This window comes from uncultured Modestobacter sp. (genome assembly GCF_947486615.1).
GTDB lineage: Bacteria > Actinomycetota > Actinomycetes > Mycobacteriales > Geodermatophilaceae > Modestobacter.
This window is the reverse complement of the sequence record NZ_CANKUD010000001.1, coordinates 39,799-63,596: the sequence shown is the minus strand read 5'-3', so window position 1 is coordinate 63,596 and position 23,798 is coordinate 39,799. Positions and strand designations below refer to the sequence as shown.

22 protein-coding genes are annotated in these 23,798 nt (G+C 72.1%); 12 read left to right on the top strand and 10 right to left on the bottom strand.

From position 1 onward, the window contains the following. Window positions 1-18 precede the first annotated feature (18 nt). From Q1A09_RS00300 to Q1A09_RS00275, 6 genes are all read right to left on the bottom strand, one after another. Window positions 19-1,347 (bottom strand): TetR/AcrR family transcriptional regulator, encoded by a 1,329-nt coding sequence (locus Q1A09_RS00300; protein WP_299950568.1) that lies wholly within the window; start codon window positions 1,345-1,347, stop codon window positions 19-21. A 160-nt stretch (window positions 1,348-1,507) separates the two neighbouring features. Beyond that, window positions 1,508-1,924, bottom strand: coding sequence for a MaoC/PaaZ C-terminal domain-containing protein (locus tag Q1A09_RS00295; protein ID WP_299950565.1), 417 nt, complete (start codon window positions 1,922-1,924; stop codon window positions 1,508-1,510). Beyond that, on the bottom strand, window positions 1,921-2,361 hold the full coding sequence (locus Q1A09_RS00290; RefSeq protein WP_299950562.1) for a MaoC family dehydratase N-terminal domain-containing protein: 441 nt from the start codon (window positions 2,359-2,361) through the stop codon (window positions 1,921-1,923). The genes Q1A09_RS00295 and Q1A09_RS00290 overlap by 4 nt, the downstream gene beginning before the upstream one ends. Window positions 2,362-2,364: 3 nt before the next feature. After that, window positions 2,365-3,552 carry a thiolase family protein gene (locus Q1A09_RS00285; protein ID WP_299950559.1) on the bottom strand — a complete coding sequence of 396 codons (1,188 nt, stop codon included), beginning with the start codon at window positions 3,550-3,552 and terminating at the stop codon, window positions 2,365-2,367. Next, window positions 3,549-3,965, bottom strand: a complete 417-nt coding sequence (locus Q1A09_RS00280) for a Zn-ribbon domain-containing OB-fold protein (RefSeq protein ID WP_299950555.1) — start codon at window positions 3,963-3,965, stop codon at window positions 3,549-3,551. The genes Q1A09_RS00285 and Q1A09_RS00280 overlap by 4 nt, the downstream gene beginning before the upstream one ends. Before the next feature lie 115 nt (window positions 3,966-4,080). Next, window positions 4,081-5,166 carry a phosphotransferase family protein gene (locus Q1A09_RS00275; protein WP_299950553.1) on the bottom strand — a complete coding sequence of 362 codons (1,086 nt, stop codon included), beginning with the start codon at window positions 5,164-5,166 and terminating at the stop codon, window positions 4,081-4,083. 85 nt (window positions 5,167-5,251) lie between these two features. Between Q1A09_RS00275 and Q1A09_RS00270 the strand changes: the two genes are divergently transcribed. The 8 genes from Q1A09_RS00270 to Q1A09_RS00235 all read left to right on the top strand — a co-directional run bounded on the left by Q1A09_RS00270 (window position 5,252) and on the right by Q1A09_RS00235 (window position 13,463). Further along, window positions 5,252-6,334 (top strand): TIGR03857 family LLM class F420-dependent oxidoreductase, encoded by a 1,083-nt coding sequence (locus Q1A09_RS00270; RefSeq protein WP_299950550.1) that lies wholly within the window; start codon window positions 5,252-5,254, stop codon window positions 6,332-6,334. Window positions 6,335-6,424: 90 nt separating this feature from the next. Continuing rightward, window positions 6,425-7,891, top strand: a complete 1,467-nt coding sequence (locus tag Q1A09_RS00265) for an aldehyde dehydrogenase (RefSeq protein WP_299950548.1) — start codon at window positions 6,425-6,427, stop codon at window positions 7,889-7,891. Window positions 7,892-7,971: 80 nt separating this feature from the next. Continuing rightward, complete coding sequence (locus Q1A09_RS00260; protein WP_299950546.1) at window positions 7,972-9,096, top strand: NDMA-dependent alcohol dehydrogenase; 1,125 nt, start codon at window positions 7,972-7,974, stop codon at window positions 9,094-9,096. A gap of 25 nt (window positions 9,097-9,121) precedes the next feature. Next, a complete protein-coding gene (locus tag Q1A09_RS00255) occupies window positions 9,122-10,402 on the top strand; it encodes a cytochrome P450 (RefSeq protein WP_299950543.1) in 1,281 nt (426 codons plus the stop codon). 47 nt (window positions 10,403-10,449) lie between these two features. Further along, entirely contained in the window at window positions 10,450-11,223 is a 774-nt protein-coding gene (locus Q1A09_RS00250) for an SDR family NAD(P)-dependent oxidoreductase (protein ID WP_299950540.1), read from the top strand. Next, complete coding sequence (locus Q1A09_RS00245) at window positions 11,220-12,050, top strand: enoyl-CoA hydratase/isomerase family protein (protein ID WP_299950537.1); 831 nt, start codon at window positions 11,220-11,222, stop codon at window positions 12,048-12,050. Before Q1A09_RS00250 ends, Q1A09_RS00245 begins: the two co-directional genes overlap by 4 nt. Before the next feature lie 28 nt (window positions 12,051-12,078). Further along, window positions 12,079-12,489 (top strand): Zn-ribbon domain-containing OB-fold protein, encoded by a 411-nt coding sequence (locus Q1A09_RS00240; protein WP_299950533.1) that lies wholly within the window; start codon window positions 12,079-12,081, stop codon window positions 12,487-12,489. Between the two features lie 50 nt (window positions 12,490-12,539). Next, window positions 12,540-13,463 (top strand): SDR family NAD(P)-dependent oxidoreductase, encoded by a 924-nt coding sequence (locus tag Q1A09_RS00235; protein ID WP_299950530.1) that lies wholly within the window; start codon window positions 12,540-12,542, stop codon window positions 13,461-13,463. A gap of 39 nt (window positions 13,464-13,502) precedes the next feature. Here Q1A09_RS00235 and Q1A09_RS00230 read toward each other — a convergent pair whose 3' ends face one another. The 4 genes from Q1A09_RS00230 to Q1A09_RS00215 all read right to left on the bottom strand — a co-directional run bounded on the left by Q1A09_RS00230 (window position 13,503) and on the right by Q1A09_RS00215 (window position 18,469). After that, window positions 13,503-15,008: a class I adenylate-forming enzyme family protein gene (locus Q1A09_RS00230; protein WP_299950527.1), complete on the bottom strand. Its 1,506-nt coding sequence runs from the start codon at window positions 15,006-15,008 to the stop codon at window positions 13,503-13,505. 4 nt (window positions 15,009-15,012) lie between these two features. After that, complete coding sequence (locus tag Q1A09_RS00225) at window positions 15,013-16,158, bottom strand: acetyl-CoA acetyltransferase (protein ID WP_299950525.1); 1,146 nt, start codon at window positions 16,156-16,158, stop codon at window positions 15,013-15,015. A gap of 97 nt (window positions 16,159-16,255) precedes the next feature. After that, window positions 16,256-17,284 carry an acyl-CoA dehydrogenase family protein gene (locus tag Q1A09_RS00220; protein WP_299950522.1) on the bottom strand — a complete coding sequence of 343 codons (1,029 nt, stop codon included), beginning with the start codon at window positions 17,282-17,284 and terminating at the stop codon, window positions 16,256-16,258. Between the two features lie 12 nt (window positions 17,285-17,296). Then, the gene (locus Q1A09_RS00215) at window positions 17,297-18,469 is read right to left on the bottom strand and encodes an acyl-CoA dehydrogenase family protein (RefSeq protein WP_299950519.1); all 1,173 of its coding nucleotides are present in this window, start codon (window positions 18,467-18,469) and stop codon (window positions 17,297-17,299) included. Window positions 18,470-18,634: 165 nt separating this feature from the next. Between Q1A09_RS00215 and Q1A09_RS00210 the strand changes: the two genes are divergently transcribed. From Q1A09_RS00210 to Q1A09_RS00195, 4 genes are all read left to right on the top strand, one after another. Beyond that, complete coding sequence (locus Q1A09_RS00210; protein ID WP_299950516.1) at window positions 18,635-19,792, top strand: acyl-CoA dehydrogenase family protein; 1,158 nt, start codon at window positions 18,635-18,637, stop codon at window positions 19,790-19,792. Window positions 19,793-19,860: 68 nt separating this feature from the next. Next, complete coding sequence (locus Q1A09_RS00205) at window positions 19,861-20,631, top strand: SDR family NAD(P)-dependent oxidoreductase (protein WP_299950514.1); 771 nt, start codon at window positions 19,861-19,863, stop codon at window positions 20,629-20,631. Window positions 20,632-20,758: 127 nt separating this feature from the next. After that, complete coding sequence (locus Q1A09_RS00200) at window positions 20,759-22,684, top strand: 2-oxoacid:acceptor oxidoreductase subunit alpha (RefSeq protein ID WP_299950511.1); 1,926 nt, start codon at window positions 20,759-20,761, stop codon at window positions 22,682-22,684. Further along, a complete protein-coding gene (locus Q1A09_RS00195; protein WP_299950510.1) occupies window positions 22,681-23,754 on the top strand; it encodes a 2-oxoacid:ferredoxin oxidoreductase subunit beta in 1,074 nt (357 codons plus the stop codon). The genes Q1A09_RS00200 and Q1A09_RS00195 overlap by 4 nt, the downstream gene beginning before the upstream one ends. Window positions 23,755-23,798 lie beyond the last annotated feature (44 nt).

Below are 23,798 nucleotides of genomic sequence, written 5' to 3'. Positions count from 1 at the left end.
CCCGCTCAGCCCGCATGCTCAGCGCGGGGTGAACAGCCCGCGCTCGAGCACCTGTGCCATCAGCTCGACCATCTGCGGCGTGCGCCCCCGCTTGGCGCGCGGCCGGTAGGTCTCCGGGAGCCGCTCGAGCAGCGCGACCTGGAACACCTCCGCTACCCGTAGGTCCAGCGGCTGCGAGCGGGGCACCCGCTCAAGGTGCGCGTAGAGCGCACGGCGCATGGCCTCCAGGACCAGGACCCGGTCGCGGTCCAGCGCAGGATGGTTCGGCGTGCGCTCGAGCCAGACCCGGATGACCCCGACATATCGGCTGTGGAAGTCGACGTACTCGGTGAGCCACGCCCGCAGCGCCTCGCCGTCACCGGGCTCGACGTCCTCGAAGGTGTGCGCGATCTGCACGGCCTCGCCACGGCACTGGTCGGACAGCGCCACGAGCAGATCCAGCTTCTCGTCGAAGTACTTGTAGAAGGTCCCCCGGGCGAAGCCCGCGACACCGACGATGTCGTCGACGTTCGCCCGCTGGTAGCCGCGCTCGGCGAACACCCGGCCACCAGCGTCCATCAGCTCGCGGACCGTGGTCGCGCCGCGGGCGGTGAGGGGCGTGAACCGGTCGGGGACGTCACCCGGCACGGGCGCCGCGCCGGCGGCCGCCGAAGGCGCGCGCGGCCGGGACCAGTCAGGCTGTCCGCCCAGGGCGCGCCGGGTGACCTCGACCGGTGTGGACGGGAACAGCACAGTCTGCAGGATCACCGCCAGGTGATGAGACGGTCCCTCCAGGTCGGTGGTCGGTGAACTGGTGACGTGGCGCAGGTAGTTGAAGCGGTTGACCACGCTGGTGAGCACCACCGCCGCGTCGGGCGCCGACAGGCCCTCCAGGTCGGTCTGCTTGAGCCGTCGGGCGACGCGGGCATCGAAGGACTCGACGAACCCGGTCACCAGCGGGCGGATCGCCGTGCCAGAGGAGTCGACATTGGCCCACTGGACGAACATCGTCGAGTACTTGTCGTAGATCTGGCCCCAGGCCAGCAGCCAGCTGTACAGGTTGCCGAACCCCTCGGCGGTCGGCCCCAGCGGCCCCAGCTGCCGGACGACGTCGACGAGGGCTCCTCCGCACTCGTCGAGCAGCTGGACGAAGATCTCCTCCTTGCTCTCGAAGTACTGGTAGAACGTCGCACGGGAGATCTCCGCAGCGGCCGAGATGTCGTGCACCGAGGTGCCGTGGAAGCCCTGCGCAGCGAACAGGGTCAACGCCTCGCTGACGATCCGCTCGCGCGTCCGGGCGCCCCGCTGGCCCACCATGGGGCTGGTCGGCCCGTAACTGCTGCGACGCAGGACCCCCTCCGCTGACATGTCCGCCAGCGTAGTTGACCGGAACCGCACTGCAGGCTGCTACGGGGATGGGGCGTCAGAAATGACCCCGACTGGTCACTCCCCCCGGGTATCGGAAGGCAGCGGAGCCGGCAGGGACGCACCCCCGCCGGCTCCGCTGCGCCGTGCCTCTCGCCCAGTCTCAGGCGACCAGGAAGTCGGCCGATCCACTGATGGCCACCGAGCCGTCCTGACGGGTGCAGGTCAGCTCCACCGTGGCCAGCCGGCCGTCCTCCCCGTCCCGCAGCCCGGTCACCACACCCGAGCACGTCAGGACGTCGCCGGGCCACACCTGGTCGCGGAAGCGGACGTGGAACCGCCGGACGTTCTCCGCTCCCAGCCAGTCGGTGGCGAAGGTGGCCAGCAGCGCTGCCTGGTGCATGCCCTGGGAGAACACCGACGGATAGCCCGCCTTGGTGGCGAAGGCGTGGTCGTAGTGCATCGGGTTGAGATCGCCCGAGGCGCCCGAATAGCGCACGAACATCTGCGTGGTCAACGGCCCGAACGTCCGCTCCGGGCCGGTGGCGCCGACCTCCACGCCGGCTCCCGTCCCGCTCACGAGGACTCCTCCGTCGGCTTCTCCGCCGCCTTCGCCCGCTCGATCAGGGTCGACCGGGCCTCGGCGACGAGCGTGCCCTCGTCGTCCCGGAACTCGGTGACGACGACGGCGAGCCGCATCAACCCACCCCGCCGGCCGCTCTTCTCCGACCGGTCGACGATCCGCTCGCTGGCCCACAGTCGCTGGCCGGCGCGGGGTGGAGGACCGTGGAAGACGAACTCCTGCTCGCCGTGCAGCAGCCGGGCGCGCTCGAACCCGGTGTCCGCCCGGGCGCGGGGCGGTGCCCAGCGGGCGGCCGTCGTCAGGAAGGTCGGCGGCACGATGGCGGCCCCGCCCTCGTAAGCGGGCGACTCGGACTGCATCGCCTGCGCGAACTCGCGGATCTTGCCCCGTTCGATGAGCACCTCGTAGGACGGACCGGCCTCGGAATCGGTCACCGCTCAGCCCTCCCGTCGCAGCAGCATGCAGCCGGCCTCGGGGCCGCCACCCACTCCGACCGCGGCCACCTCGACGTCCTTGGTGATCTGGCGGTCGCCGGCGTCGCCCCACAGTTGGACGCACGCCTCGTGCACGAAGCCGTAGCCGTGCAGCCGCCCACCGGAGAGCTGGCCGCCGTGGGTGTTGATCGGGAAGTCACCGTCCTTGGAGAACCGGTCGAGGTCCTCCATGAAGACCCCTGCCTTGCCGTGCTCGGCGAAGCCGAATGCGTCGATCCACTGCAGGGTGAGGTAGCTGAACCCGTCGTAGAGCGTCGCGAAGTCGACGTCCACGGCGGTCAGCGACGTACCGGCCCACATCGCGTGCGCCACGTCGTGCGCGGCCATCGTGGTCAGGTCGTGGCGCTGGTCCCAGGAGTGCCGCTCGTACATGGCGCTGCCCGCGGACTCGATCGTCAACGGCGGACGGCGCAACCCCGCGGTTGCCTCCCGCCGGGAGATGATGATCGCGGTCGCGCCGTCGGCGGGGACGTCGCAGTCGAGCAGCCCGAAGGGCCAGGAGATCATCCGGGCCGCCAGGTAGTCCTCGATCGTGATCGGCGCGGTGAAGATGGCGTTGGGGTTCAGCGCCGCGTTGCGCCGGGCGTTGAGGGAGACGTTGCCCATCTGCTCGCGGGTGAGCCCGTGCTCGTGCATGTAGCGCTGGGCGTACATGCCGATCCAGTTGGCCGCCGACGCTGCTCCGAAGGGCACCCGCCAGGCGGTGTGCCCGCTGGCCCGCGTCATGTGCCCGGTGATGGCCTTCGCCCGGCCCATGGCGGCCTGCGCCGTCGACTCCCAGACCGAGCGGAACGCGAGCACGTGCGTGGCCCGCCCGCTGGCGACCATCGCGCAGGCGTCCAGCAGGGTGCCGATCTGCCCGGCGGTCTCGACCCCGCTGGTGTACCAGCTGGACTTCAGTCCCAGCGCATTGCGGATGTCGTGCGTGGTCGCACCGACGAACCCGCCCTCGGCGCCCACCGGGCCGGGGTAGCTGGCCACGCCGTCGATGTCGTCGGGGCTCAGCCCGGCGTCGGCGATGGCGTTGAGCGCCGCCTCGACCCCCAGGTCCCAGCCGGTCCGGCCGAGCTTGCGCCCGATCGCCGACTGACCGACACCGCTGATGACTGCACGGTCCTCGACGAAGGTCATGCCGTCACCGGCCGGAAGAGCGGCAGCCAGACGTCGTCCCGGTGCTCGAAGACGACCTCGACGGGCAGGCCCGCCTCGACGTCCTCGACGGCGCAGTCGACGATGTTGGTGGTCAGCCGCACGCCGGGTTCGTCGTCGAGCTCGACGATCGCCACCACGTACGGGGGTGGGAACCCGTCGAACCAGGGATGCTGGTTGACGGTGTAGGCGGCCACGGTCGCCCGGCCGGAGGCGACCTCCGGGCCGACCTCCCGACTGCGGCAGTGGAAGCACGCCGGCATGGGCGGGTGGAACCAGCGGCGGCACGAGCGGCATCGGTGGATGCGCAGCTCGCCGGACTCACCCCCGGTCCAGAACGCCTGGGTCTCGGGGGTCACCTCCGGCAGCAGCCGGAAGGCAGGCGGCGACGTCATGACTGCTCCCTTGCAGTAGCACTCCGGGTGGCACGCGGCCTCGAGAAGCGAGTGACGGCGTGTCAGAAACGGACCCTAGCAGCCCCCGGCGGCCGCTCCGGGTGCCCGTGCCAGCTCATCGACCCGGCCCCGCGAGCAGTCGGGCAGCCATCCGCACCGAGCGCTCCGGGTACTTCCGGGCGACCTCCTCGGGCGCCTGTCCCGAGCTGACCAGCAGGTCCGCCAGCCGGCTGCCGATGAGGGCCATCACCACGCAGGCCAGCAGCTCGTACCAGTCCACGTGGGCGATCTCGGCACCGCCGAGCTCCTGGTACCGGGCGATCGTCGCCGCCCGGTCGGGCACACCGGGCAGCCGCTGCAGCCCCTGCGCCTCGCACAGGTAATCCTCGAACATCAGCCACCAGCCGAGGTCGATCCCCGGCGGCCCCACCGTGGCCGCCTCCCAGTCCAGCATCGCGCTGACCGACAGGTCGTCGGCGAAGATCATGTTGCCCACCCGGGCGTCCCCCCAGACGACCCCGGCGGCGGGGTCGTCGGGTCGGTTGCCCAGCAGGTGTTCCATCGCGGCGTCGAGGACGTCCGGCCCGAACCGGCGGCTGGAGCCGCACCACTCGTTCCAGCGCACCAACTGGGCCAGGTGCCGGTCCAGCGCAGTCCCCGGGCTAACAGTGTCGCTGCCGGCGACGAGGAATCCGAGTCCGTGGGCGGGGTCGACCCGGTGTAGCGCGGCGAGTGCGGCCAGCCCCGCGTCGTGCGCCCGGGCCCGCTCCTCCGGCGGCAGGTCCACGAACCAGCCCGCGCGGTGGTAGCTCGGGACGTCGGCGGGCACCCGCCCGGGCCGGCGCTCCATCACGTAGAAGGGAGCGCCGAACAGACTCCGGTCGGCGGAGGTCAGCCAGATCCGGGGCACCGGGACGCCCGGGTGCCCGGCCAGGCCGCGCATCACCGCGGCCTGCGCGAGGGCGTCGGGCTGGACGAACAGCTGGTGGCCGGTCGGCTCGATGCGCAGCACCAGGTCCTGCACGCGGTGCCCGTCGGGACCCTGCCAGGCCGCGGTGAACATGATCGTCTCGTTCGAGTACCCGGCCTTCGGCAGCACCAGCGCGGACACCTCGACGTCGTCGACGCCCAGCTGGGCGGCGAGCAGTGGACCGAGCGCGGCACTGGTGGCCGCCAGGTCGCGGTGGGGGGACTCCGGCATGCGGACCTCCGGCTCAGGGGACGCGGTGGCCCCTCCGATGCGGACCACCCGTGACGTGACCCGACACTACTGTCAGAATGCGGTGGTGACCCTCACAGCTGCGCGCGATGTCCGCACCTCTCTTGGCGCCTACGTGCTGCCCGGCCGGGTCCCCGACCCGCGCCCGGCGATCGGCCAGGCCCGGGTCGCCGAGCAGATCGGGCTGGGCACCGTCTGGCTCAGCGAGCGGTGGGGCACCAAGGACATCGCCGTCTTGGCCGGCGCCCTGGGCCAGGCCACCGACACGCTGAAGATCGCCTCCGGCATCACCCACTTCCAGGTTCGCCACCCGGCGGTCCTGGCCTCCATGGCCATGACCGCCCAGGCCCTCACCGGCGGCCGGATGGTGCTCGGCTTCGGCCGTTCGGTGGCGGCGATGTGGAAGGCCGTCGGCCTGCCGCAGGCGACCAACCAGATGCTCGTCGACTCCGCCGACATCCTGCGCCGGCTGTGCCGAGGCGAGAAGGTGTCCTACTCCGGCCCGGCCGGCGAGTTCCCGGCGATGCGGCTCAGCGACCTGCCCGACGCACCGCCGCCCCCGCTGGTGTTCGCCGCGATCGGGCCCAAGAGCCTGGCACTGGCCGGCGCCCACTTCGACGGGGTGCTGCTGCACCCCTTCCTCACCCCCGAGGCCGTCTCCCGCCAGGCTGCGGTCGTGCGGCGCGCGGCCGAGGAGGCCGGCCGGGACCCGGCCACGGTGCGGGTCTACGCGACCGTGGTCACCGCGCCGGAGCTGACCGCCCGGGAGGAGCTGGAGGTCGTCGGCGCGCGCGCCGTCACCTACTTCCAGATTCCCGGCTTCGGCGAGAACCTGGTCACCGCCAACGACTGGGACGTCGACGCGCTGGGGGCCCTGCGCTCGCATCCGCTGATGGTTGGGCTGCGCGGCGCAGCCGACAGCGTTTTCACCCGCGACCAGCTGCGCGAGGTCAGTCTGACCCTGCCGGCATCGTGGCTTACCAGCGCTGCGGCGGTTGGCTCGGCCGCCGGGTGCGCCGCGCGGTTGCACGACTACCTCGACGCCGGCGCCGACGAGCTGGTGCTGCACGGGAGCACGCCGGAGTACCTCGGGACGACGGTCGCGCACTTCAGCGAGCCGTCGTCCGCCGGACCGGCCGGACCTGCCTGAGCCGATCGTTGCACTCTGGTGACACACCAGTCAGAATCCGGACGCGGGGTGCGGACGACGGCACCCGGACAACTCTCAGGAAGGCACCCGTTGCGCATCCACGGTGACCTCTTCATCGGCGGCTCCTGGCGGGAGCCCGCCATCGGAGCAGTCATCGACGTGGTCTCCCCCACCACCGAAGAGCTGATCGGACGGGTGCCCGACGGCTCCCCCGCCGACATCGACGCCGCCGTCGCCGCTGCTCGGCTGGCCTTCGACCGCGGCGAGTGGCCGTGGCTCGCCCCGGCCGAGCGGGCCGCCGCCCTGGGCCGGTTGTCCGTTGCGGTGAAGCGCCGCAGCGAGGAGTTCGCCGACCTCATCAGCACCCAGGTGGGCAGCCCCCGCGCGTGGGCGACGATCGGGCAGGTCGGCGTCGCGACCGCGGTGCTGGACACGTACACCCGGCTGGCTGAGACCCACCCGTGGGAGAGCGACCGGCGCGGCGCCTTCGGCACCACGGTGCGCGTCCGGCAGCTCCCGGTGGGGGTCGTGGCGGCCATCGTCCCGTGGAACGCACCGCTGTTCGTGGCGGCCCTGAAGCTGGCCCCGGCGTTGGCCGCGGGCTGCACCGTCGTCCTCAAGCCCTCCCCCGAGGCGCCGCTGGACGCCTACCTGCTGGCCGAGGCCGTGTTGGAGGCCGGGCTGCCCGACGGCGTGGTGAACATCGTCCCGGCCGGTGCCGAGGCCAGTGAGCACCTGGTGCGCCACCCCGGCGTGGACAAGGTGAGTTTCACCGGGTCGACCGCGGTCGGCCGGCGCATCGGCGCCCTGTGCGGGGCCGATGTGCGCCGCTGCACCCTCGAGCTCGGCGGCAAGTCCGCGGCGATCCTGCTCGACGACGTCGAGCTCGATCGCCGGCTGCTGGACGGCCTGGTCACCGGCTCGATGGCCAACAACGGGCAGATCTGTGTCTCCCAGACCCGGATCCTAGCCCCCCGCGACCGCTACGCCGATGTGGTCGACGCGCTGGCCGCCCGGGTCGGCGAGTTGTCCGTCGGCGACCCTGCGGACCCGGCGACCGAGATCGGTCCGCTGGTGTCCCGGCGGGCGCGGGAGAGCGTGCTCGGGCACCTGGCGGCCGCGGTCGGCGAGGGCGCGCGCCCGGTGACCGGCGGCGGCCGTCCGGCGGACCAGCCGCGGGGCTGGTACGTCCAGCCAACCGTCTTCGCCGGCGTGGACAACGGCATGCGGATCGCCCGCGAGGAGGTCTTCGGCCCGGTCGCCGTGGTGATCCCCTACGACGACGAGGCCGACGCGGTGGCGATCGCCAACGACTCCGAGTACGGGCTGGCCGGCAGTGTCTGGACCGGCGACCCCGAGCGCGGGGTGGCCGTCGCCGGCCGGGTGCGCACCGGGTCGATCTCGGTCAACTCCGCCGCCCCGCTCGACCTCGGCAGCCCCTTCGGCGGCTTCAAGCACTCCGGGATCGGGCGCGAGGGCGGCCCCGAGGCCTTCAGCGCCTACACCGAGCTCCAGTCGGTGATCATGCCCCGGCCGCGCTCGACCACGGCCGCCTGACCATCCGGCGGCGCCGCCACCCGGGGCGCCGCTCCCCCGGGCCCTTCCGGCCCGGCCACCAGCAGGAAGGAAGGACCCCTGTGCAGACCAAGGCAGCCGTGCTCTGGGAGCGCAACACCCCGTGGTCCATAGAGGACGTCGAGCTCGACGAGCCCAAGGACCAGGAGGTCCTCGTCGAGCTGCACGCCTCCGGGATGTGCCACTCCGACGAGCACATCGTCACCGGCGACATGCCCTTCCGGCTGCCGTGCATCGGCGGCCACGAGGGCGCCGGCGTGGTCAAGCAGGTCGGCCCTGGGGTCTCCTGGCTGGCCCCCGGTGACCACGTCGTCTTCAGCTTCATGCCCTCGTGCGGTCGCTGCCCGTCCTGCTCGACCGGGCACCAGAGCCTGTGCGACCTGGGCGCCCGGCTCTACACCGGCCGGCAGATCTCCGACGGCACCGCCCGCCACCACGCGCGCGGCCAAGACCTCGCCACCGCCTGCCTGATCGGCTCCTTCGCCCACCACACGGTGGTGCACGAGGCCAGCTGCGTGAAGATCGAGCCGCAGTTCCCGCTGGACAAGGCGTGCCTGCTCGGCTGCGGTTTCATCACCGGCTGGGGATCGGCCGTCTACGCCGCCGACATCCGCCCGGGCGACGCCGTCGTCGTCGCCGGGGTGGGCGGGATCGGCGCGGCCGCGATCCAGGGTGCCCGGCTCGCCGGCGCCAAGGTGATCGTCGCCATCGACCCGAACGACTCGAAGAAGGACAAGGCGCTCGAGTTCGGCGCCACCCACGTGGCCTCCTCCTGGGAGGAGGCGCCGGAGGTCGTCGCCGAGGCCACCTGGAGCCGCGGCGCCGACCGCTTCATCTGCGCCATGGGCGTCGGCGAAGGCCATCTGATCAAGTCGGCGCTGCGGATGACGGCCAAGCGGGGGCGCGTCGTGGTCACCAACATCCACCGGGCCGCGGAGACGTCCATCGACGTCAGCCTGATGGACCTGACGCTCAGCGAGAAGCAGATCGTCGGCACACTCTACGGCTCGGCGAACGCCCGGGCCGACATCCCCAAGCTCCTGGAGCTGTGGGGCCGTGGGCAGGTGGACCTGGACTCGATGGTCTCCCGCACCTATCCCCTCGAGGGGGTCAACGACGGCTACGCGGACATGCGGGCCGGACGCAACCTCCGTGGAGTCCTCACCTATCCCGCGCTCCAGGCCTGAGCGCTCCCCCACCGGGAGATACACCATGACCAGCGTCATCAGCACCGACAGCGCACCCGCCCCCGACGTCCAGCTCGACGACCTGGACTGGTGGACCCGTCCCGCGCCGGAACGCAACGCGGCGTTCGCCCGGTTCCGCGCCGCCGAGGACCTACCGTTCTTCCCCGAGCAGGACCTGGAGGGCACCCCCCGCGGCCGGGGCTTCCACGCCGTCACCCGGTACGCCGACGTGGTGGAGGTGAGCAAGCGGCCTGACGAGTTCTGCAGCGGCGAGGGCGTCAACATCTTCGACCAGCCGCCGCACCTGCGGGAGTTCTTCGGCTCGTTCATCTCCATGGACAACCCCGAGCACGCCCGGCTGCGGAAGATCGTCGCCCGCGGGTTCACCGCGAAGAACATGGAGGCGATGCGCGGTCAGGTGGCGGCCACCACCCGGGAGATCCTCACCGAGGTCGCCGGGCGCGGGGAGTGCGACTTCGTCACCGAGGTCGCCGCGCTGCTCCCGCTGCGGGTCGTCGACGACCTGATGGGCATCCCCCGCAGCGCCGAGCAATTCATCTTCGACAAGACCAACGCCGTGCTCGGCGCCAGCGACCCCGAGTACGTGGCCGACCAGTCGCCCCGCGGGGTGGCCACCGCGCTGATGTCGGCGGCCAACGAGATGGCCGAGCTGCTCCGGGAGCTGGCGGACGCACGGATCAAGAACCCCCAGGACGACCTGATCAGCAGGCTGGTGGCCGCCTCGACCGAGGAGAACCTCACCACCGAGGAGCTGGCCTCCTTCTTCATCCTGCTCGTGGGGGCCGGCAACGAGACCACCCGCAACGCCATCTCCCATGGCCTGGTCGCGTTGACCCAGAACCCCGACCAGCGGCGGATCTGGGCCGATGACCTGGCCGGCGTGACCCCCACGGCGGTCGAGGAGATCGTCCGCTGGGCCTCCCCCGTGGTGCACATGCGACGCACCGTCACCCAGGACGGCGTGCGTCTCGGGGACAAGGAGTTCCGCGAGGGCGACAAGGTCGTGCTCTGGTACGGCTCGGCCAACCGGGACGAGTCCGTGTTCGCCGACGGAGACGCCTTCGACGTACGGCGCAGCCCCAACCCGCACATTGCCTTCGGCGCGCCCGGCCCCCACTTCTGCCTCGGCGCCCACCTCGCCCGCCTGGAGATCGGCGTCGCGTTCCAGGAGATCCTCACCGCCCTGCCCGACATCGAGGCGGCGGCGGAGCCCGAGTACCTGCGGTCCAACTTCATCCACGGCATCAAGCACCTGCCTGCGCGCTTCACGCCCACGGCGCTCTGATCCGCCCGCTCACCGCCCCACCCGACACCGAACAGAGGACCCCAACGATGGGCAATCGCCTCGCCGGCAAGATCGCGTTCGTCTCCGGCTCCACGCGCGGCATCGGCCGCTCGATCGCCGAGCACTACGCCTCCGAGGGCGCCAAGGTCGCCGTCGCAAGCCGGACCGTGGCCAAGGGGGAGAAGGTCGTCGCCCGGATCCAGGAGGCGGGTGGGGAGGCGAAGTTCTTCCCGCTGGACGTGACCGACGAGGACAGCGTGCACGAGGCGCTCGACGCCGCGGCCGAGCACTTCGGCGGGCTCACCACCCTGGTGAACAACGCCGCCCCCACCGACCTGGTGGTGCAGAACTTCAAGCCGTTGCACCAGTACACGACCGCGGAGTGGGACTCGATCCTGCTGGGGACGCTGACCGGGAACGTCTTCTGGGCCTCGAAGTACGCCTGGCCGCACCTCGCCGGCTCTGGCAACGCATCGATCATCAACATCTCGTCCGGGCAGTCCGAGCGGGGCTACAAGGGGCTGGGCGCGTACGGGACGGCGAAGGGCGGGGTCAACTCGATCACCCGGACGCTGGCCGTCGAGGGCGCCGAGGACGGCATCCGGGCCAACGCGGTCATCGTCGGTCGCGTGGTCAGCCCCGGGGGTGACTCCGGGCACCACACCGGGCCCGGACACCTGACCCGGATGGGGCACCCCCTGGACATCGCCTACGCGTGCACCTGGCTGGCGTCGGACGAGGCAGCCTTCGTGACCGGGTCCCTGGTGACCGCGGACGGCGGCTTCGGCATCAACGGCGATGCGATCGGCAGCGGCGCATGACCGCGGTCAGCCAGAGCCAGCAGGACACCACCGACCCGATCGGCAGCACCGTCCTGCGGGACCTGACCGACGGCGTCCTGACCATCACGTTGAACCGCCCCGAGGCCGCCAACGCCATCCGGGCCGACCAGCGGAACGCCCTGATCAGCCTGTTCACCGAGGCCGACGGCGACCCCGACGTCCGGGTCGTGGTGCTGGCCGCCGACGGCAAGCACTTCTGCTCCGGCGCCGACGTCGGCGGCATCGGCGGCGGCGGTGAGAAGCGGGTCGGCGACCCCATGCGCAAGATCATGGGCGGGGCGCAGCGGCTGGTCACCTCCATCCTCGACTGCGGCAAGCCGGTGATCGCCTCGGTGCAGGGCGTCGCCGCCGGCATGGGCGCGCACCTCGCCTACGCCGCCGACCTGGTCGTCGCCTCCGAACAGGCCAGCTTCATCGAGTCCTTCGTGCTGCGCGGGCTGGTCGTCGACGCCGGCGGGGCCTACCTGCTCCCCCGCCGGATCGGCCTCCAGAAGGCCAAGGAGCTGGCGTTCTTCGGTGACCGGCTGCCCGCCGCCGAGGCGCTCGCGCTCGGGCTGGTCAACAAGGTGGTGCCCGCCGACGAGCTCGCCGCGGCCACCGCCGAGTACGCCGCCCGGCTGGCCACCGCGCCGACGTCGGCGATCGCGCTGACCAAGAAGCTGTTCAACACCTCCCTGGACGTCAGCCGCGAGGCGGCCTTCCTCGACGAGGGCATGGCCCAGGAGATCCAGTCCTACGCCGCCGACTCCGGCGAAGGGGTTGCGGCGTTCAAGGAACGCCGCAGCCCCGACTACCGAGGGTGGTAGGCGTGCACCGAGAGGAGCTGACCCGGCGATGACCGCACCGCGCAACGACCTGCCCACGATCGAGGATGAGAGCCGTCCCTTCTGGGACGCCGCCAAGCAGGGCCGCTTCCTCATCGCGCGCTGCAACGCGTGCGGCCGGGCGCACCACTACCCGCGGCCGTTCTGCCCGTTCTGCTGGAGCGAGGACGTCGCCTGGGAGGACGCCAGCGGCCGGGCGACGCTCTACACCCACTCCACGGTCTACGTGAACGACCTCGCGCCCTTCCGCGAGGCGCTGCCCTATGTCGCCGCCGTCGTGGACCTGGACGAGGGCCCCCGGGTGATGACCCAGCTGATCGACTGCCCGCCCGACGAGTTGCGCATCGGCATGCCGCTTACCGTCGCGTTCCGCGAGCTGACCGACGAGGTCACCGCCCCGGTCTTCCGTCCCGCGGGATGACCGACGCGCCACCCCCTGACAGTTCGCCCTCAACGAGAAGGAGTCCGATCATGTCCCGCCTGTTGGAAGGAAAGGTCGCCGTCGTGACCGGTGCCGGTCACGGCATCGGCCGCGGGCACGCCCTGGAGCTCGCCAAGCACGGCGCCACCGTGGTCGTCAACGACCTCGGCACCTCGGTGAGCGGGGAGGGCAAGGGCCGGGACGCCGAGCAGGTGGTCGACATCATCACCTCCCGCGGCGGCACGGCCGTCCCCGACTTCGGGGATGTCGGCGACGAGGCCCAGGTCGAGGCCATGCTGGACCGCGCCTGGGACCAGTTCGGACACGTCGACATCGTGGTCAACAACGCCGGCATCGTCCGCGACCGGGCGATCTGGAACATGAGCGCCGACGACTTCGACCTGGTCATGCGCGTGCACGTGCGCGGCACCTGGCTGGTCTGCCGGGGAGCGGCCCGCCGCTGGCGGGCCGAGGCCAAGGCCGGCGACGGCTCGGTCTACGGCCGGGTCATCAACACCGTTTCCGGTGCCGGGCTGCTCGGCCACTTCGGCCAGTCCAACTACGCCACGGCGAAGTCGGCCATCGCCGGGATGACCCTCACCCTCAGCCTGGAGCTGCAGAGCATCGGCGTCACCGTCAACGCCATCGGCCCCGGTGGGCTGACCCGGCTGTCGGCGACGATGCCCGGGCAGGCAGCGGCGCTGGAGCCCGACGAACGCGACGAGGACGCCTTCGACCCCAAGGACCCCTCGCTGTGCTGCCCGGTGGTGGCCTGGCTGGCCAGTCCGGAGGCCGACCACGTCAGCGGTCAGGTCATCCGGGCGATGGGTGAGAAGATTCACCTGATGGGCGGCTGGTACGAGAAGGCCAGCGCGGCCAACGGCCAGCAGCGCTGGGACGCCACCAAGCTGGGCCAGGTCTTCGCCACCGACGTGTTCGGCACCCGCGCGCCGGGCCTGCGGATGGGTGGCTGACGGCTCCCACGCGCCGCCTCGCCCTGCGGGAGCGGGTCCTCAGCCGAGGGCCAGCTCCCGCAGGGCGAGCTTGTCGATCTTCTGCATCGCAGTGAGCGGTAGGTCCGGCACCGTCTCCACCCGGTCGGGGGCCTTGTAGTCGGCCAGGTGGCCCCGGACCCAGACCCGTAGCTCCTCGCGGGTGGGCGCCGCCGCCGGATCGGCCGGAACCACGAAGGCCACCCCGATCTCGCCGATCACCGGCGCGGGGACGCCGACGACGGCGACCCGCGCGACCGCCGGGTGGTCGGCCAGCACGTTCTCCACCTCGAGCGGGTAGACGTTGTACCCGCCGCGGATGTACATGTCGCCACTGCGGCCCACCAGGACGAGGTTCCCCTCGGCGGTCAGCCGGCCCAGGTCGCCGCTGCGCAGCCAGCCGTCGTCCCCGAGGACCTGCGCGGTGAGCTCGGGAGCGCGCCAGTAGCCGCGCATCACGCAGTCGCCGCGCACCTGGACCCGCCCGACCGTCTCGGTGGCCACCGGCCCGCCGTCGTCGTCGACGACGCGCACCTGTACGCCGGCCTGCGGGCGGCCGACGGTGCGGGCCTGCACCTCGGGTGGATCGGTGGGCTCGGTGCCGCAGATCGACGGGGACTCCGTCATCGCGTACCGCACCACCAGCGGGACGCCGAGGAGGTCGGCGACGCGTTCAACGAGCTCCGGTGCGGCGGGGGCGGTGGCCGCGATGCCCACCCGCAGGTGCTCCAGCCGGCGCCCGGCCAGGTGCGGTTGCTCCAGCAGCTTGGACCACTGCGTCGGGACGCCACCGGCCACCGTGATCCGCTCGTCGATGAGCACCTGCGCCATCTCCGCGGCCGACCAGGGCACCGTCCCGACCACCATCGTGATGCCCCAGGCGAGCTGGTCCCAGAGCTTGGCCATGTAGCCGGCGTGAGCGAACGGCGTGGCGACCAGACGCCGGTCGAAGGGCGCGCTCATCACCCCGGCCGACCGTGCCGCCGCGGCCAGGTTGCGGTGGTCGAACCAGGCGCCCTTGGGCACTCCGGTGGTGCCGCTGGTCCAGATGACCACCACGGGGTCGGCCGGGTCGACGTCGGGCGCGGGACCGCCCCCCGGCCGCCGCAGGCAGGCCGCGGCCAGCTCGCTGCGGGCCATCACCGGTATTCCCTCGGGCACCTCGGGCAGCCCCGCCTCGGTGTCCCGGATGACCAGCGCGGGCGCCGCCGTGGCGAGCACGGCGGTCACCTCGTTGACGCCGAGCCGCGTGTTCAGCCCCGTGGTCACCGCGCCCAGCGAGGCGATCGCGGCGTAGCAGACGGCGTAGTCGATGCTGCTGGGCAGCATCAGGGCGACCACGTTCCCGCGGCGGACCCCGCGGTCGGCCAGCTCCACGGCGAGCCCGCCCGCGGCGGCCACCCAGCCGGCGAAGCTGATCCGCTGGAAGCCGTCGACGTAGGCCTCCCGGTCGCCGAACTGCTCGGCGGCCGCCCGCAGGGCCTCCCCCAACGTCGCGGGGTCGCCGATCAGCGGAGGGGTGCCCATCGGGTCAGTCCCGGCCGAGGATGACCGTGCCGCTGGAGCAGAACCACCCACCCGTGCCGCTGACCGCGGCCAGCCGGGCGCCCGGCACCTGGCGCGGGCCACTCTCCCCGCGCAGCTGACGGGCGGCCTCGACCAGCAGGAAGAGCCCGCGCTGACCGGGGTGCACGGCCGACAGACCACCGCCGTCGGTGTTGGTGGGCAGTGCGCCGCCCAACCGCAGGGTGCCGCCCTCGACGAAGCTGCCGGCCTCGCCCTTCTCGCAGAAGCCGAGGTCCTCGAGGGTGATCAGCAGCATGTAGGTGAAGGCGTCGTAGAGCTCGGCGACGTCGATGTCCTCGGGGCGCACGCCGGCCCGCTGGAACGCCAGCGGCCCGGAGACGGCGGCCGGACCGGTGGTCATGTCGTCCCACTGGCTCATCGACACGTGGCTGACCGACTCGGCGGCACCCAGCACCCACACCGGGTCGCTGCGCAGGTCGGCGACCCGGTCCTCGGCGACCAGGACCACCGCGGCCCCGCCGTCGGAGCGGATGCAGCAGTGCAACTTGGTGAATGGATCGGCGATCATCGGGCCGTCCAGGACGTCCTCGATCGTGATCGGGTCCCGGAAGGAGGCCTCCGGGTTCTCCGCCGCGTTGTACCGGGCGGACACCGCGATCTCGGCCAGCTGCTCGATCGTCGTCCCGTACTCGTACATGTGCCGCCGGGCGGCCATCGCGTACTTGCTGATCAGCGTGTGCCCGTAGGGCGACTCCCACTGCTGCGGCCCACGGGAGCCCCAGTTCAGGCTCGCCGTGCGCATCTTGCGGCGGAGGTCCGAGCGCGCGGTGGAGCCGTAGGTGAGCAGTACGACGTCGGCGTGGCCGGCGGCGATCGCGTCCGTCGCGTGCGCGGCCATGACCTCCCAGGACGCCCCGCCGACGGTGGTCGAGTCGACCCACCGGGGACGCAGCCCGAGGTACTCGGCGACGTCGATCGGCGCCAGCGTGCCCAGGCCGGTGGAGCCGAGGCCGTCCACGTCCCCGGGCTTCAGCCCCGCGTCCGCCAGCGCGCGGCGGCTGGCCTGACCGATCAGCCCGTAGGGCGTGGCTTCGGGGACCGTGCCGACGTCGGAGAGCGCAACCCCGGCGATGGCGACCCGGCGGCTCATGCCGTCGCTCCGGGAACGGTGTGCATGCGGGATCCCTCCGGGTTCATGCGTCCTCCGACGACGGTGTTGTGGGGCTGGCGGGTGCGCGGCGGCTGGGTCATTGCGGCGCGGGCAGGGCGACGATCTCGGCCAGGTGCTCGGTGCGCCCCCCGAGCAGGTTCTCCAGCACCTCGACCCGCTTGACGAACAGATGGGCGTCGTTCTCCCAGGTGTAGCCCATGCCCCCGTGCACCTGGACGTTGCTGGCCGCATTCACCGTGGCAGCGTGCGCGGCCACGACCTTCGCCGTCCGGGCCTGCAGCTCGGCGTCGGGCCGGCCCGACGCGAGGCTGACGGCGGCGAAGTACAGCTGGGCCATGCCCAGCTCGGCCTGCACCGCCATGTCGGCGCACCGGTGCTTGACCGCCTGGTTCACCCCGATCGGCCGGCCGAACTGCTCGCGGGTCTTGGCGTACTCGGTGGAGGCATCCCGGCAGGCCTCGGCGATGCCGACCAGCAGCGCCGCGGCGAGCACGAGGCCGCGCAGGTACAGCGGTCGGGTGGCCGCCGGCAGCCAGGCACTGACCGGCGCGTCGACGCCGGTGGCGGTCGCCAGCCGGACGCCGGGGTCGATGCTCGGCACCGTCTGCACGGCGCCCAGCTGCCCGGTCTCGACGAGAGCGGCACCGGCCGGGCCGAGCAGCAGCACCAGGGGCGCCTCGACGGCGTCGATCAGGTCCAGGTCACCCCGGACCCGGTCCTCGTCGACCGTGCTCCCGGCCCGCAGCGCGGCCAGGCCCACGGTGGTCTTGCCGGCGACGATGGAGGCCACCAGGTCGGCATCACCGATCGCGACGGCGAGCTGGGCGGCCAGCACGGTGGACAGGAAGGGGCCCGGCGCCACGTGACGGCCGAGCTCGCGGAAGAGGAGGGCTTCCTCCTCCACGCCGAAGCCTGCGCCGCCGAGCTCCTCGGGCACCGACAGGCCGAAGAGCCCGAGATCGGCACAACCGGTCCAGGCCGCGGCGTCGACGGAGGAGGCCTCGGCCTCGCGCTGGCGGATCCGGTCACGGGGCATCTCCTGGGCCAGGAAGTCCGCCGCCGCGCGGACGACGTCCTGTTGGTCAGCAGAGGGCAGGAGGTCCATGGTCGCTTCCTCTCAGCGGGGCAGGCCGAGGATGCGGTCCCCGATGATGTTGCGCTGTACCTCCGAGGTGCCACCCCCGATCGTCTGCGAGTACGAGTACAGGTAGTTGCCCGACCAGCCGCCGGGGATCCAACGGGAGACGTAGCGCAGGCCGTCGGGACCGAGGATGTCCATCGCCAGCCGGGCGACCTGCTTGACCATCTCCGAGTAGTAGAGCTTCACGATCGAGCCCTCGGGACCGGGGGTGCCGGTGCGGGCGCTGCGCGAGATGCCCACGTACGTCATGGCGCGCAGCGCGGCGACCTCGGCCCGGGCCGTGGCCAGCCGGCGGGCCAGCTCGTCGTCGGCGATCGCCGGGCGGCGGCCGTCGGGGCCGGTGCGCTCGCGGGCCAGTTCGATCAGCTGCTCGACGGTGGAGGCCAGCCGCACCTGCCCGGCGGTGAAGGCCGTGCCGCGCTCGAAGGACAGCGTCGACATCGCGACGCTCCAGCCCTGGTCGACGTCGCCGACGACGCTGCTCAGCGGGATGCGCACCTCGTCGTAGAAGACCTCGCAGAACTCGGCCTCGCCGTCCATGGTGCGGATCGGGCGCACGTCGATGCCCGGGCTGTGCATGTCGCAGATGACCCAGGTGATGCCCTGGTGCTTGGAGCCGGTGCGGCTGGTGCGGACCAGCAGCTCCTGCCAGTCGGCGACATGGGCGAAGCTCGTCCAGATCTTCTGCCCGCTGACCACCAACTCGTCGCCGTCGATCTCGGCCCGGGCGCTGAGCGAGGCAAGGTCCGAGCCGGCGCCGGGCTCGGAGAAGCCCTGGCACCAGACGACCTCCCCGGCCAGGATCGGCCGCAGGTGCTGGGCCTTCTGTTCGTCGCGGGCGCGGGTCATCAGCGTCGGGCCGGCGTGGTTGAGGCCGACGAAGTTGGCGTCGACGCTGGGCAGTCCGGCCCGGCCGTACTCCTCGAACCAGATGAGCTGGTCGATCAAGGAGAGGCCGCGGCCGCCGTACTCGGTCGGCCACGAGATGCCGGCCCAGCCACCCTCGAACTGGGTGCGCTGCCAGGCCAGGTCGTACTCGCGGATGCCCGCGGCGGCCCGGGGGCGTTCGTCCCGGGGCTTGTTCTCGTGCAACCACGTGCGGACCTGGTCGCGGAAGTCGCGCTGGTCGGCGGAGAAGTCGAGGTCCATCTGCACCTTCTTGCATCTGACACCGGAGTCTGGTGTGACGACTGTGTCAGATACTAGCCTGGGGCACACCCCCCGGCGGGTGCGTCGCGACGACGCCCTTCGCCGACCACCGCACGAGGGACCGGCTGTACGGGCCGTCCCGGCACCGGTTCCCGAGGAGACGACGTGGCCCAGCTCAGCCCCGAAGAAGGTCAGATCGTCGACCTGGTCGCCGAGTTCGTCGACAAAGAGGTCCGGCCGGTGGCCCAGCAGCTGGAGCACGCCAACACGTATCCCGAGGCCCTCATCGAACAGATGAAGGAACTCGGCGTGTTCGGCCTGGCAATCCCCGAGCCTCACGGCGACTACGGGGTCTCCACGACCTGCTACGCGCTGGTGACCGAGCAGCTGTCGCGCGGGTGGATGAGCCTGGCCGGCTCCTTCGGGGGGCACTCCGTGGTCTCCAAGCTGCTGCTGCGCTACGGCACGGAGGAGCAGAAGCAGCGCTACCTGCCCCGGATGGCGACCGGGGAGCTGCGGGCGACGATGGCGCTCACCGAGCCCGGGGGCGGCTCGGACCTGCAGGCCATGCGCACCGTCGCCCGCCGGGACGGGGACGACTGGGTGGTCAACGGGTCGAAGACCTGGATCACCAACGCCCGGCGGGCCGGCCTGGTGGCCCTGCTGGTCAAGACCGACCCCGCCGCCTCCCCCGCGCACCGCGGGATCAGCATCCTGCTGTCGGAGAAGGGCAAGGGCTTCACCGTCTCCAAGGACCTCCCCAAGCTCGGCTACAAGGGCGTGGAGAGCTGCGAGCTGCACTTCGACGACCACCGGCTGCCCGTGGACGCCGTGCTCGGTGAGGAGCCGGGCAAAGGCTTTGGGCAGATGATGGCCGGCCTGGAGGTCGGCCGGATCCAGGTCGCCGCCCGGGCGGTCGGCGTCGCACAGGCGGCCTTCGACGACGCCCTGCGGTACTCCCAGGAGCGGGAGGCCTTCGGCAAGCCGATCTGGCAACACCAGTCGATCGGCAACTACCTCGCCGACATGGACACAAACATCGAAGCCGCGCGGGGTCTGGTCCTGCGTGCGGCCGAGACCTTCGACGCCGGCGGACGCGCCGATCTCCAGTCGGGTCAGGCGAAGCTCTTCGCCTCCGAGATGGCCGCCAAGGTCACTCTCGACGCGATCCGCATCCACGGCGGCTACGGCTACTCGACCGAGTTCGACGTCGAGCGCTACTTCCGGGACGCCCCGCTCATGATCGTCGGCGAGGGCACCAACGAGATCCTCCGCGGCGTGATCGCCCGCCAGCTGGTCCAGCGGGGCTCGGCCAGACGCTGACACAGCCGTCCCCGCAGCGCTTTCCACCCACAACCGTGCGGTGGGCAACTCAGAGAGAAGGAGGACCGATGATCCTGGCAGGCAGCGTGGCCGTGGTGACCGGCGGAGCAGGCGGACTCGGCGAGGCCGCCGTCCGTGAGCTCGTCGAGGCCGGCGCCAAGGTCGTGATCAGCGATCTGTCCGAGGAGCGGGGCAAGGCCCTGGCCGACGAGCTCGGGGACGCCGCGGTGTACGTCCCGACCGACGTGCTGAGCGACGAGAGCATCGCCGGCGCGATCGAGGCGGCCCGGGGGCTCGGGACATTGCGGTACGCCGTGGTCGCCCACGGCGGCTTCGGCGTGGCCGAGCGGGTCGTCGGCCGGGACCACACGCCGGCCACGATGGCGGGCTTCACCAAGACCATCGAGCTGTACCTCACCGGCACCTACAACGTGCTGCGGCTGCTGGCGGCGGAGATCGCCAGTGCCGAGCCCGACGACGGCGGGCAGCGGGGCGCGGTGGTGACCACCTCCAGCATCGCCGCCTTCGAGGGCCAGATCGGCCAGTCCGCCTACGCCGCGGCCAAGGGCGGGGTCGCCGGTCTCACCCTGGCAGCGGCGCGCGACCTGGCCGTGCTGGGGATCCGGGTGGTCTGCATCGCGCCCGGGACCTTCCTGACCCCGGCCATGGAGCGGGTCGGCCCGGAAGCACTGGCGAAGTTCGGCGCCTCGGTCCCGAACCCGTCCCGCCTCGGCAAGCCCTCGGAGTACGCCGCGCTGGCCCGGCACATCTGCGAGAACACCTACCTCAACGGAGAGACCATCCGCATCGACGGGGCCCAGCGCTTCCAGCCGCGCTGACCCACCCCGTCCGCTGCCGGCGCAGGCCGGCAGCGGACGGACCCGGCAGCCGCGCCCCTCACCGGGTGGTTGCCGCCGTACCGAACCGTCCGGGACCACCCGGACCAGCTCCCCCTGAGAGGGACTCATGGACAAGCCCGTGGACGCCGCACTGCCGCCGCGCCCCGCCGGAGCACGCACCGTCGAACAGCGCAACCGGGTGGTGATCCGCTTCGCCGGTGACTCCGGAGACGGCATGCAGCTGACCGGCGACCGGTTCACCTCGGCCGCGGCCGCCTTCGGCAACGACCTGGCGACCATGCCCGACTTCCCCGCCGAGATCCGCGCCCCGCACGGGACGCTGGCCGGGGTGAGCAGCTTCCAGCTGCACTTCGCCGACTACGACATCCTCACCCCCGGCGACCGGCCGGACGTGCTCGTCGCGATGAACCCGGCGGCACTGCGAGCCAACCTGCGCGACCTGCCACCCGGCGGCGCGCTCATCGTCGACACCGACGAGTTCACCAAGCGCAACCTGGCCAAGGTCGGCTACGCCGACGACCCGCTCGCGGAGGGGTCGCTGTCGGCCTACACCGTCCACAAGGTGCCGATGACCTCGCTGACCACCGCAGCGCTGGAGTCCCTCGGCATCGGCAAGAAGGACGCCGAGCGCAGCAAGAACATGTTCGCCCTCGGGCTGCTGTCGTGGATGTACTCCCGCCCGACCGAAGGCACCGAGCGCTGGCTGCGGGAGAAGTTCGCCAAGCGCCCGGAGATCGCCGAGGCCAACCTGGTGGCCTTCCGCACCGGCCACGCCTACGGCGAGACGACGGAGTCCTTCGCCGTCACCTACGAGATCGCCCCCGCGGCGCTGCCGGTCGGCACCTACCGGCAGATCACCGGCAACACGGCCCTGGCCTACGGCATCGTCGCGGCCGGGCAGCAGTCCGGCCTGCCGGTCTTCCTCGGCAGCTACCCGATCACCCCGGCTTCGGACATCCTGCACGAGCTCAGCCGGCTCAAGCGGTTCGGAGTCACCACCTTCCAGGCCGAGGACGAGATCGCCGGCATCGGCGCCGCGCTCGGTGCAGCCTACGGCGGGGCGATCGGCGTGACGACGACGTCCGGCCCGGGGCTGGCACTCAAGAGCGAGGCGATCGGCCTCGCAGTGATGACCGAGTTGCCACTGCTCATCGTCGACGTGCAGCGCGGCGGCCCCTCCACCGGGCTGCCGACGAAGACCGAGCAGTCGGACCTCCTGCAGGCCATGTTCGGCCGCAACGGCGAGGCGCCGGTACCGGTCGTGGCACCCCGGTCACCGGCCGACGCCTTCGACGCCGCCCTGGACGCCGTCCGGATCGCACTGGCCTACCGGACTCCGGTGCTGCTGCTCTCCGACGGCGCCATCGCCAACGGCTCCGAGCCGTGGCGGGTGCCCGAGGACGAGGAACTGCCCGACCTCGGCGTGCAGTTCGCGACCGAGCCAAACGGGCCGGACGGGTCGTTCCTGCCCTACGCCCGTGACCCGGAGACCCTGGCCCGGCCCTGGGCGGTGCCCGGCACCAAGGGCCTCGCGCACCGCATCGGCGGACTGGAGAAGGCCGACGGCACCGGCAACATCTCCTACGACTCGGCCAACCACGAGTTCATGGTCCGGGTGCGCCAGGCCCGGATCGACGGCATCGCGGTTCCCGACCTGGAGGTCGACGACCCCGCTGGGGACGCCGAGGTGCTGCTGCTGGGCTGGGGCTCCACCTACGGCCCCATCGGCGCGGCCGCCCGCCGGCTCCGCGCGGCCGGTCACACGGTCGCCCAGGCCCACCTTCGCCACCTCAACCCGCTGCCGGCCAACACCGAGGCCGTGCTGCGGTCCTACCGGCAGGTGATCGTGCCGGAGATGAACCTCGGGCAGCTCGCGTTCCTGCTCCAGGGCCGCTATTGCATCCCACTCGTCTCGGTCACCAAGGTGGCCGGGCTGCCCTTCGGCGCCGAGGAGCTCTTCGACCGCCTGACACCGCTCATCACCGCACCACAGCTGCAGGACACCGACCAGAAGGAAGAGGTTCCGGCATGACCGCCATCGACCTGGGCCTGCCCGTCCGCGGAGGCCTGGACCTCGTCCCCAGCGAAGAGGACGTGCAGAAGGCGAAGGACTACGCCAGCGACCAGGAGGTCCGCTGGTGCCCCGGGTGCGGTGACTACGCCGTGCTCGCCGCCGTCCGCTCCTTCCTGCCGACGCTGTCGATCAAGCGGGAGAACACCGTCTTCGTCTCCGGGATCGGGTGCTCGTCCCGGTTCCCGTACTACCTGGACACCTACGGGATGCACTCGATCCACGGCCGGGCGCCCGCGATCGCCACCGGGCTGGCGGTCTCGCGCCCCGACCTGAGCGTCTTCGTGGTGACCGGGGACGGCGACGCCCTGTCCATCGGCGGCAACCACCTGATCCACGCGCTGCGGCGGAACGTGAACATGACGATCCTGCTGTTCAACAACCGGATCTACGGGCTCACCAAGGGCCAGTACTCCCCCACCTCCGAGGTCGGCAAGGTCACCAAGTCCACCCCGATGGGCTCGCTGGACCACCCCTTCAACCCGGTGTCGCTGGCGCTCGGGGCCGAGGCGACGTTCGTGGGGCGGGCCATGGACTCCGACCGGGCGGGCCTGACCGCGGTGCTCGAGGCGGCGGCGAAGCACCGCGGCGCCTCGCTGGTGGAGATCTACCAGGACTGCCCGATCTTCAACGACGGCTCCTTCGACGTCCTGCGCAAGCCGGACGAGTCGGAGTCGCGGGTGATCACGGTGACCCACGGGCAGCCCATCACCTTCGGCACCGACGGGCGCTGGGCGGTCGTCCGGCGCGGGTTCGGTCTCGCCGTCGCCCCGATCGCGGAGGTGGACCCGGCCGACGTCGTGGTGCACGACGCGACCGACCACGAGCTGGCGTTCGCGCTGTCCCGGTTGTCCGACCAGGCGCTGGACCACGCCGTCTTCGGGGTGCTGCGTCAGGTGCAGCGGCCGACCTACGACGACCTGACCCGGGAACAGGTCGACCAGGCCGTCACCAAGGCCGACGTGGCCGGCGGCCCGGACCTGCACGGCCTGCTGCACGGGCAGGACACCTGGACCATCGCTGGTCGGTGACCGGCGGGGAACGGAGGGGCCGAGTGCGCCCCTCCGTTCCCCGG

Bases quoted from the DNA above. Each gene is read 5' to 3' on its own strand.
- Q1A09_RS00300 (WP_299950568.1), bottom strand. From the start codon at position 1,347: ATGTCAGCGGAGGGGGTCCTGCGTCGCAGCAGTTACGGGCCGACCAGC.
- Q1A09_RS00285 (WP_299950559.1), bottom strand. From the start codon at position 3,552: ATGACCTTCGTCGAGGACCGTGCAGTCATCAGCGGTGTCGGTCAGTCG.
- Q1A09_RS00280 (WP_299950555.1), bottom strand. From the start codon at position 3,965: ATGACGTCGCCGCCTGCCTTCCGGCTGCTGCCGGAGGTGACCCCCGAG.
- Q1A09_RS00275 (WP_299950553.1), bottom strand. From the start codon at position 5,166: ATGCCGGAGTCCCCCCACCGCGACCTGGCGGCCACCAGTGCCGCGCTC.
- Q1A09_RS00255 (WP_299950543.1), top strand. From the start codon at position 9,122: ATGACCAGCGTCATCAGCACCGACAGCGCACCCGCCCCCGACGTCCAG.
- Q1A09_RS00250 (WP_299950540.1), top strand. From the start codon at position 10,450: ATGGGCAATCGCCTCGCCGGCAAGATCGCGTTCGTCTCCGGCTCCACG.
- Q1A09_RS00245 (WP_299950537.1), top strand. From the start codon at position 11,220: ATGACCGCGGTCAGCCAGAGCCAGCAGGACACCACCGACCCGATCGGC.
- Q1A09_RS00240 (WP_299950533.1), top strand. From the start codon at position 12,079: ATGACCGCACCGCGCAACGACCTGCCCACGATCGAGGATGAGAGCCGT.
- Q1A09_RS00235 (WP_299950530.1), top strand. From the start codon at position 12,540: ATGTCCCGCCTGTTGGAAGGAAAGGTCGCCGTCGTGACCGGTGCCGGT.
- Q1A09_RS00230 (WP_299950527.1), bottom strand. From the start codon at position 15,008: ATGGGCACCCCTCCGCTGATCGGCGACCCCGCGACGTTGGGGGAGGCC.
- Q1A09_RS00225 (WP_299950525.1), bottom strand. From the start codon at position 16,158: ATGAGCCGCCGGGTCGCCATCGCCGGGGTTGCGCTCTCCGACGTCGGC.
- Q1A09_RS00220 (WP_299950522.1), bottom strand. From the start codon at position 17,284: ATGGACCTCCTGCCCTCTGCTGACCAACAGGACGTCGTCCGCGCGGCG.
- Q1A09_RS00215 (WP_299950519.1), bottom strand. From the start codon at position 18,469: ATGGACCTCGACTTCTCCGCCGACCAGCGCGACTTCCGCGACCAGGTC.
- Q1A09_RS00205 (WP_299950514.1), top strand. From the start codon at position 19,861: ATGATCCTGGCAGGCAGCGTGGCCGTGGTGACCGGCGGAGCAGGCGGA.
- Q1A09_RS00200 (WP_299950511.1), top strand. From the start codon at position 20,759: ATGGACAAGCCCGTGGACGCCGCACTGCCGCCGCGCCCCGCCGGAGCA.
- Q1A09_RS00195 (WP_299950510.1), top strand. From the start codon at position 22,681: ATGACCGCCATCGACCTGGGCCTGCCCGTCCGCGGAGGCCTGGACCTC.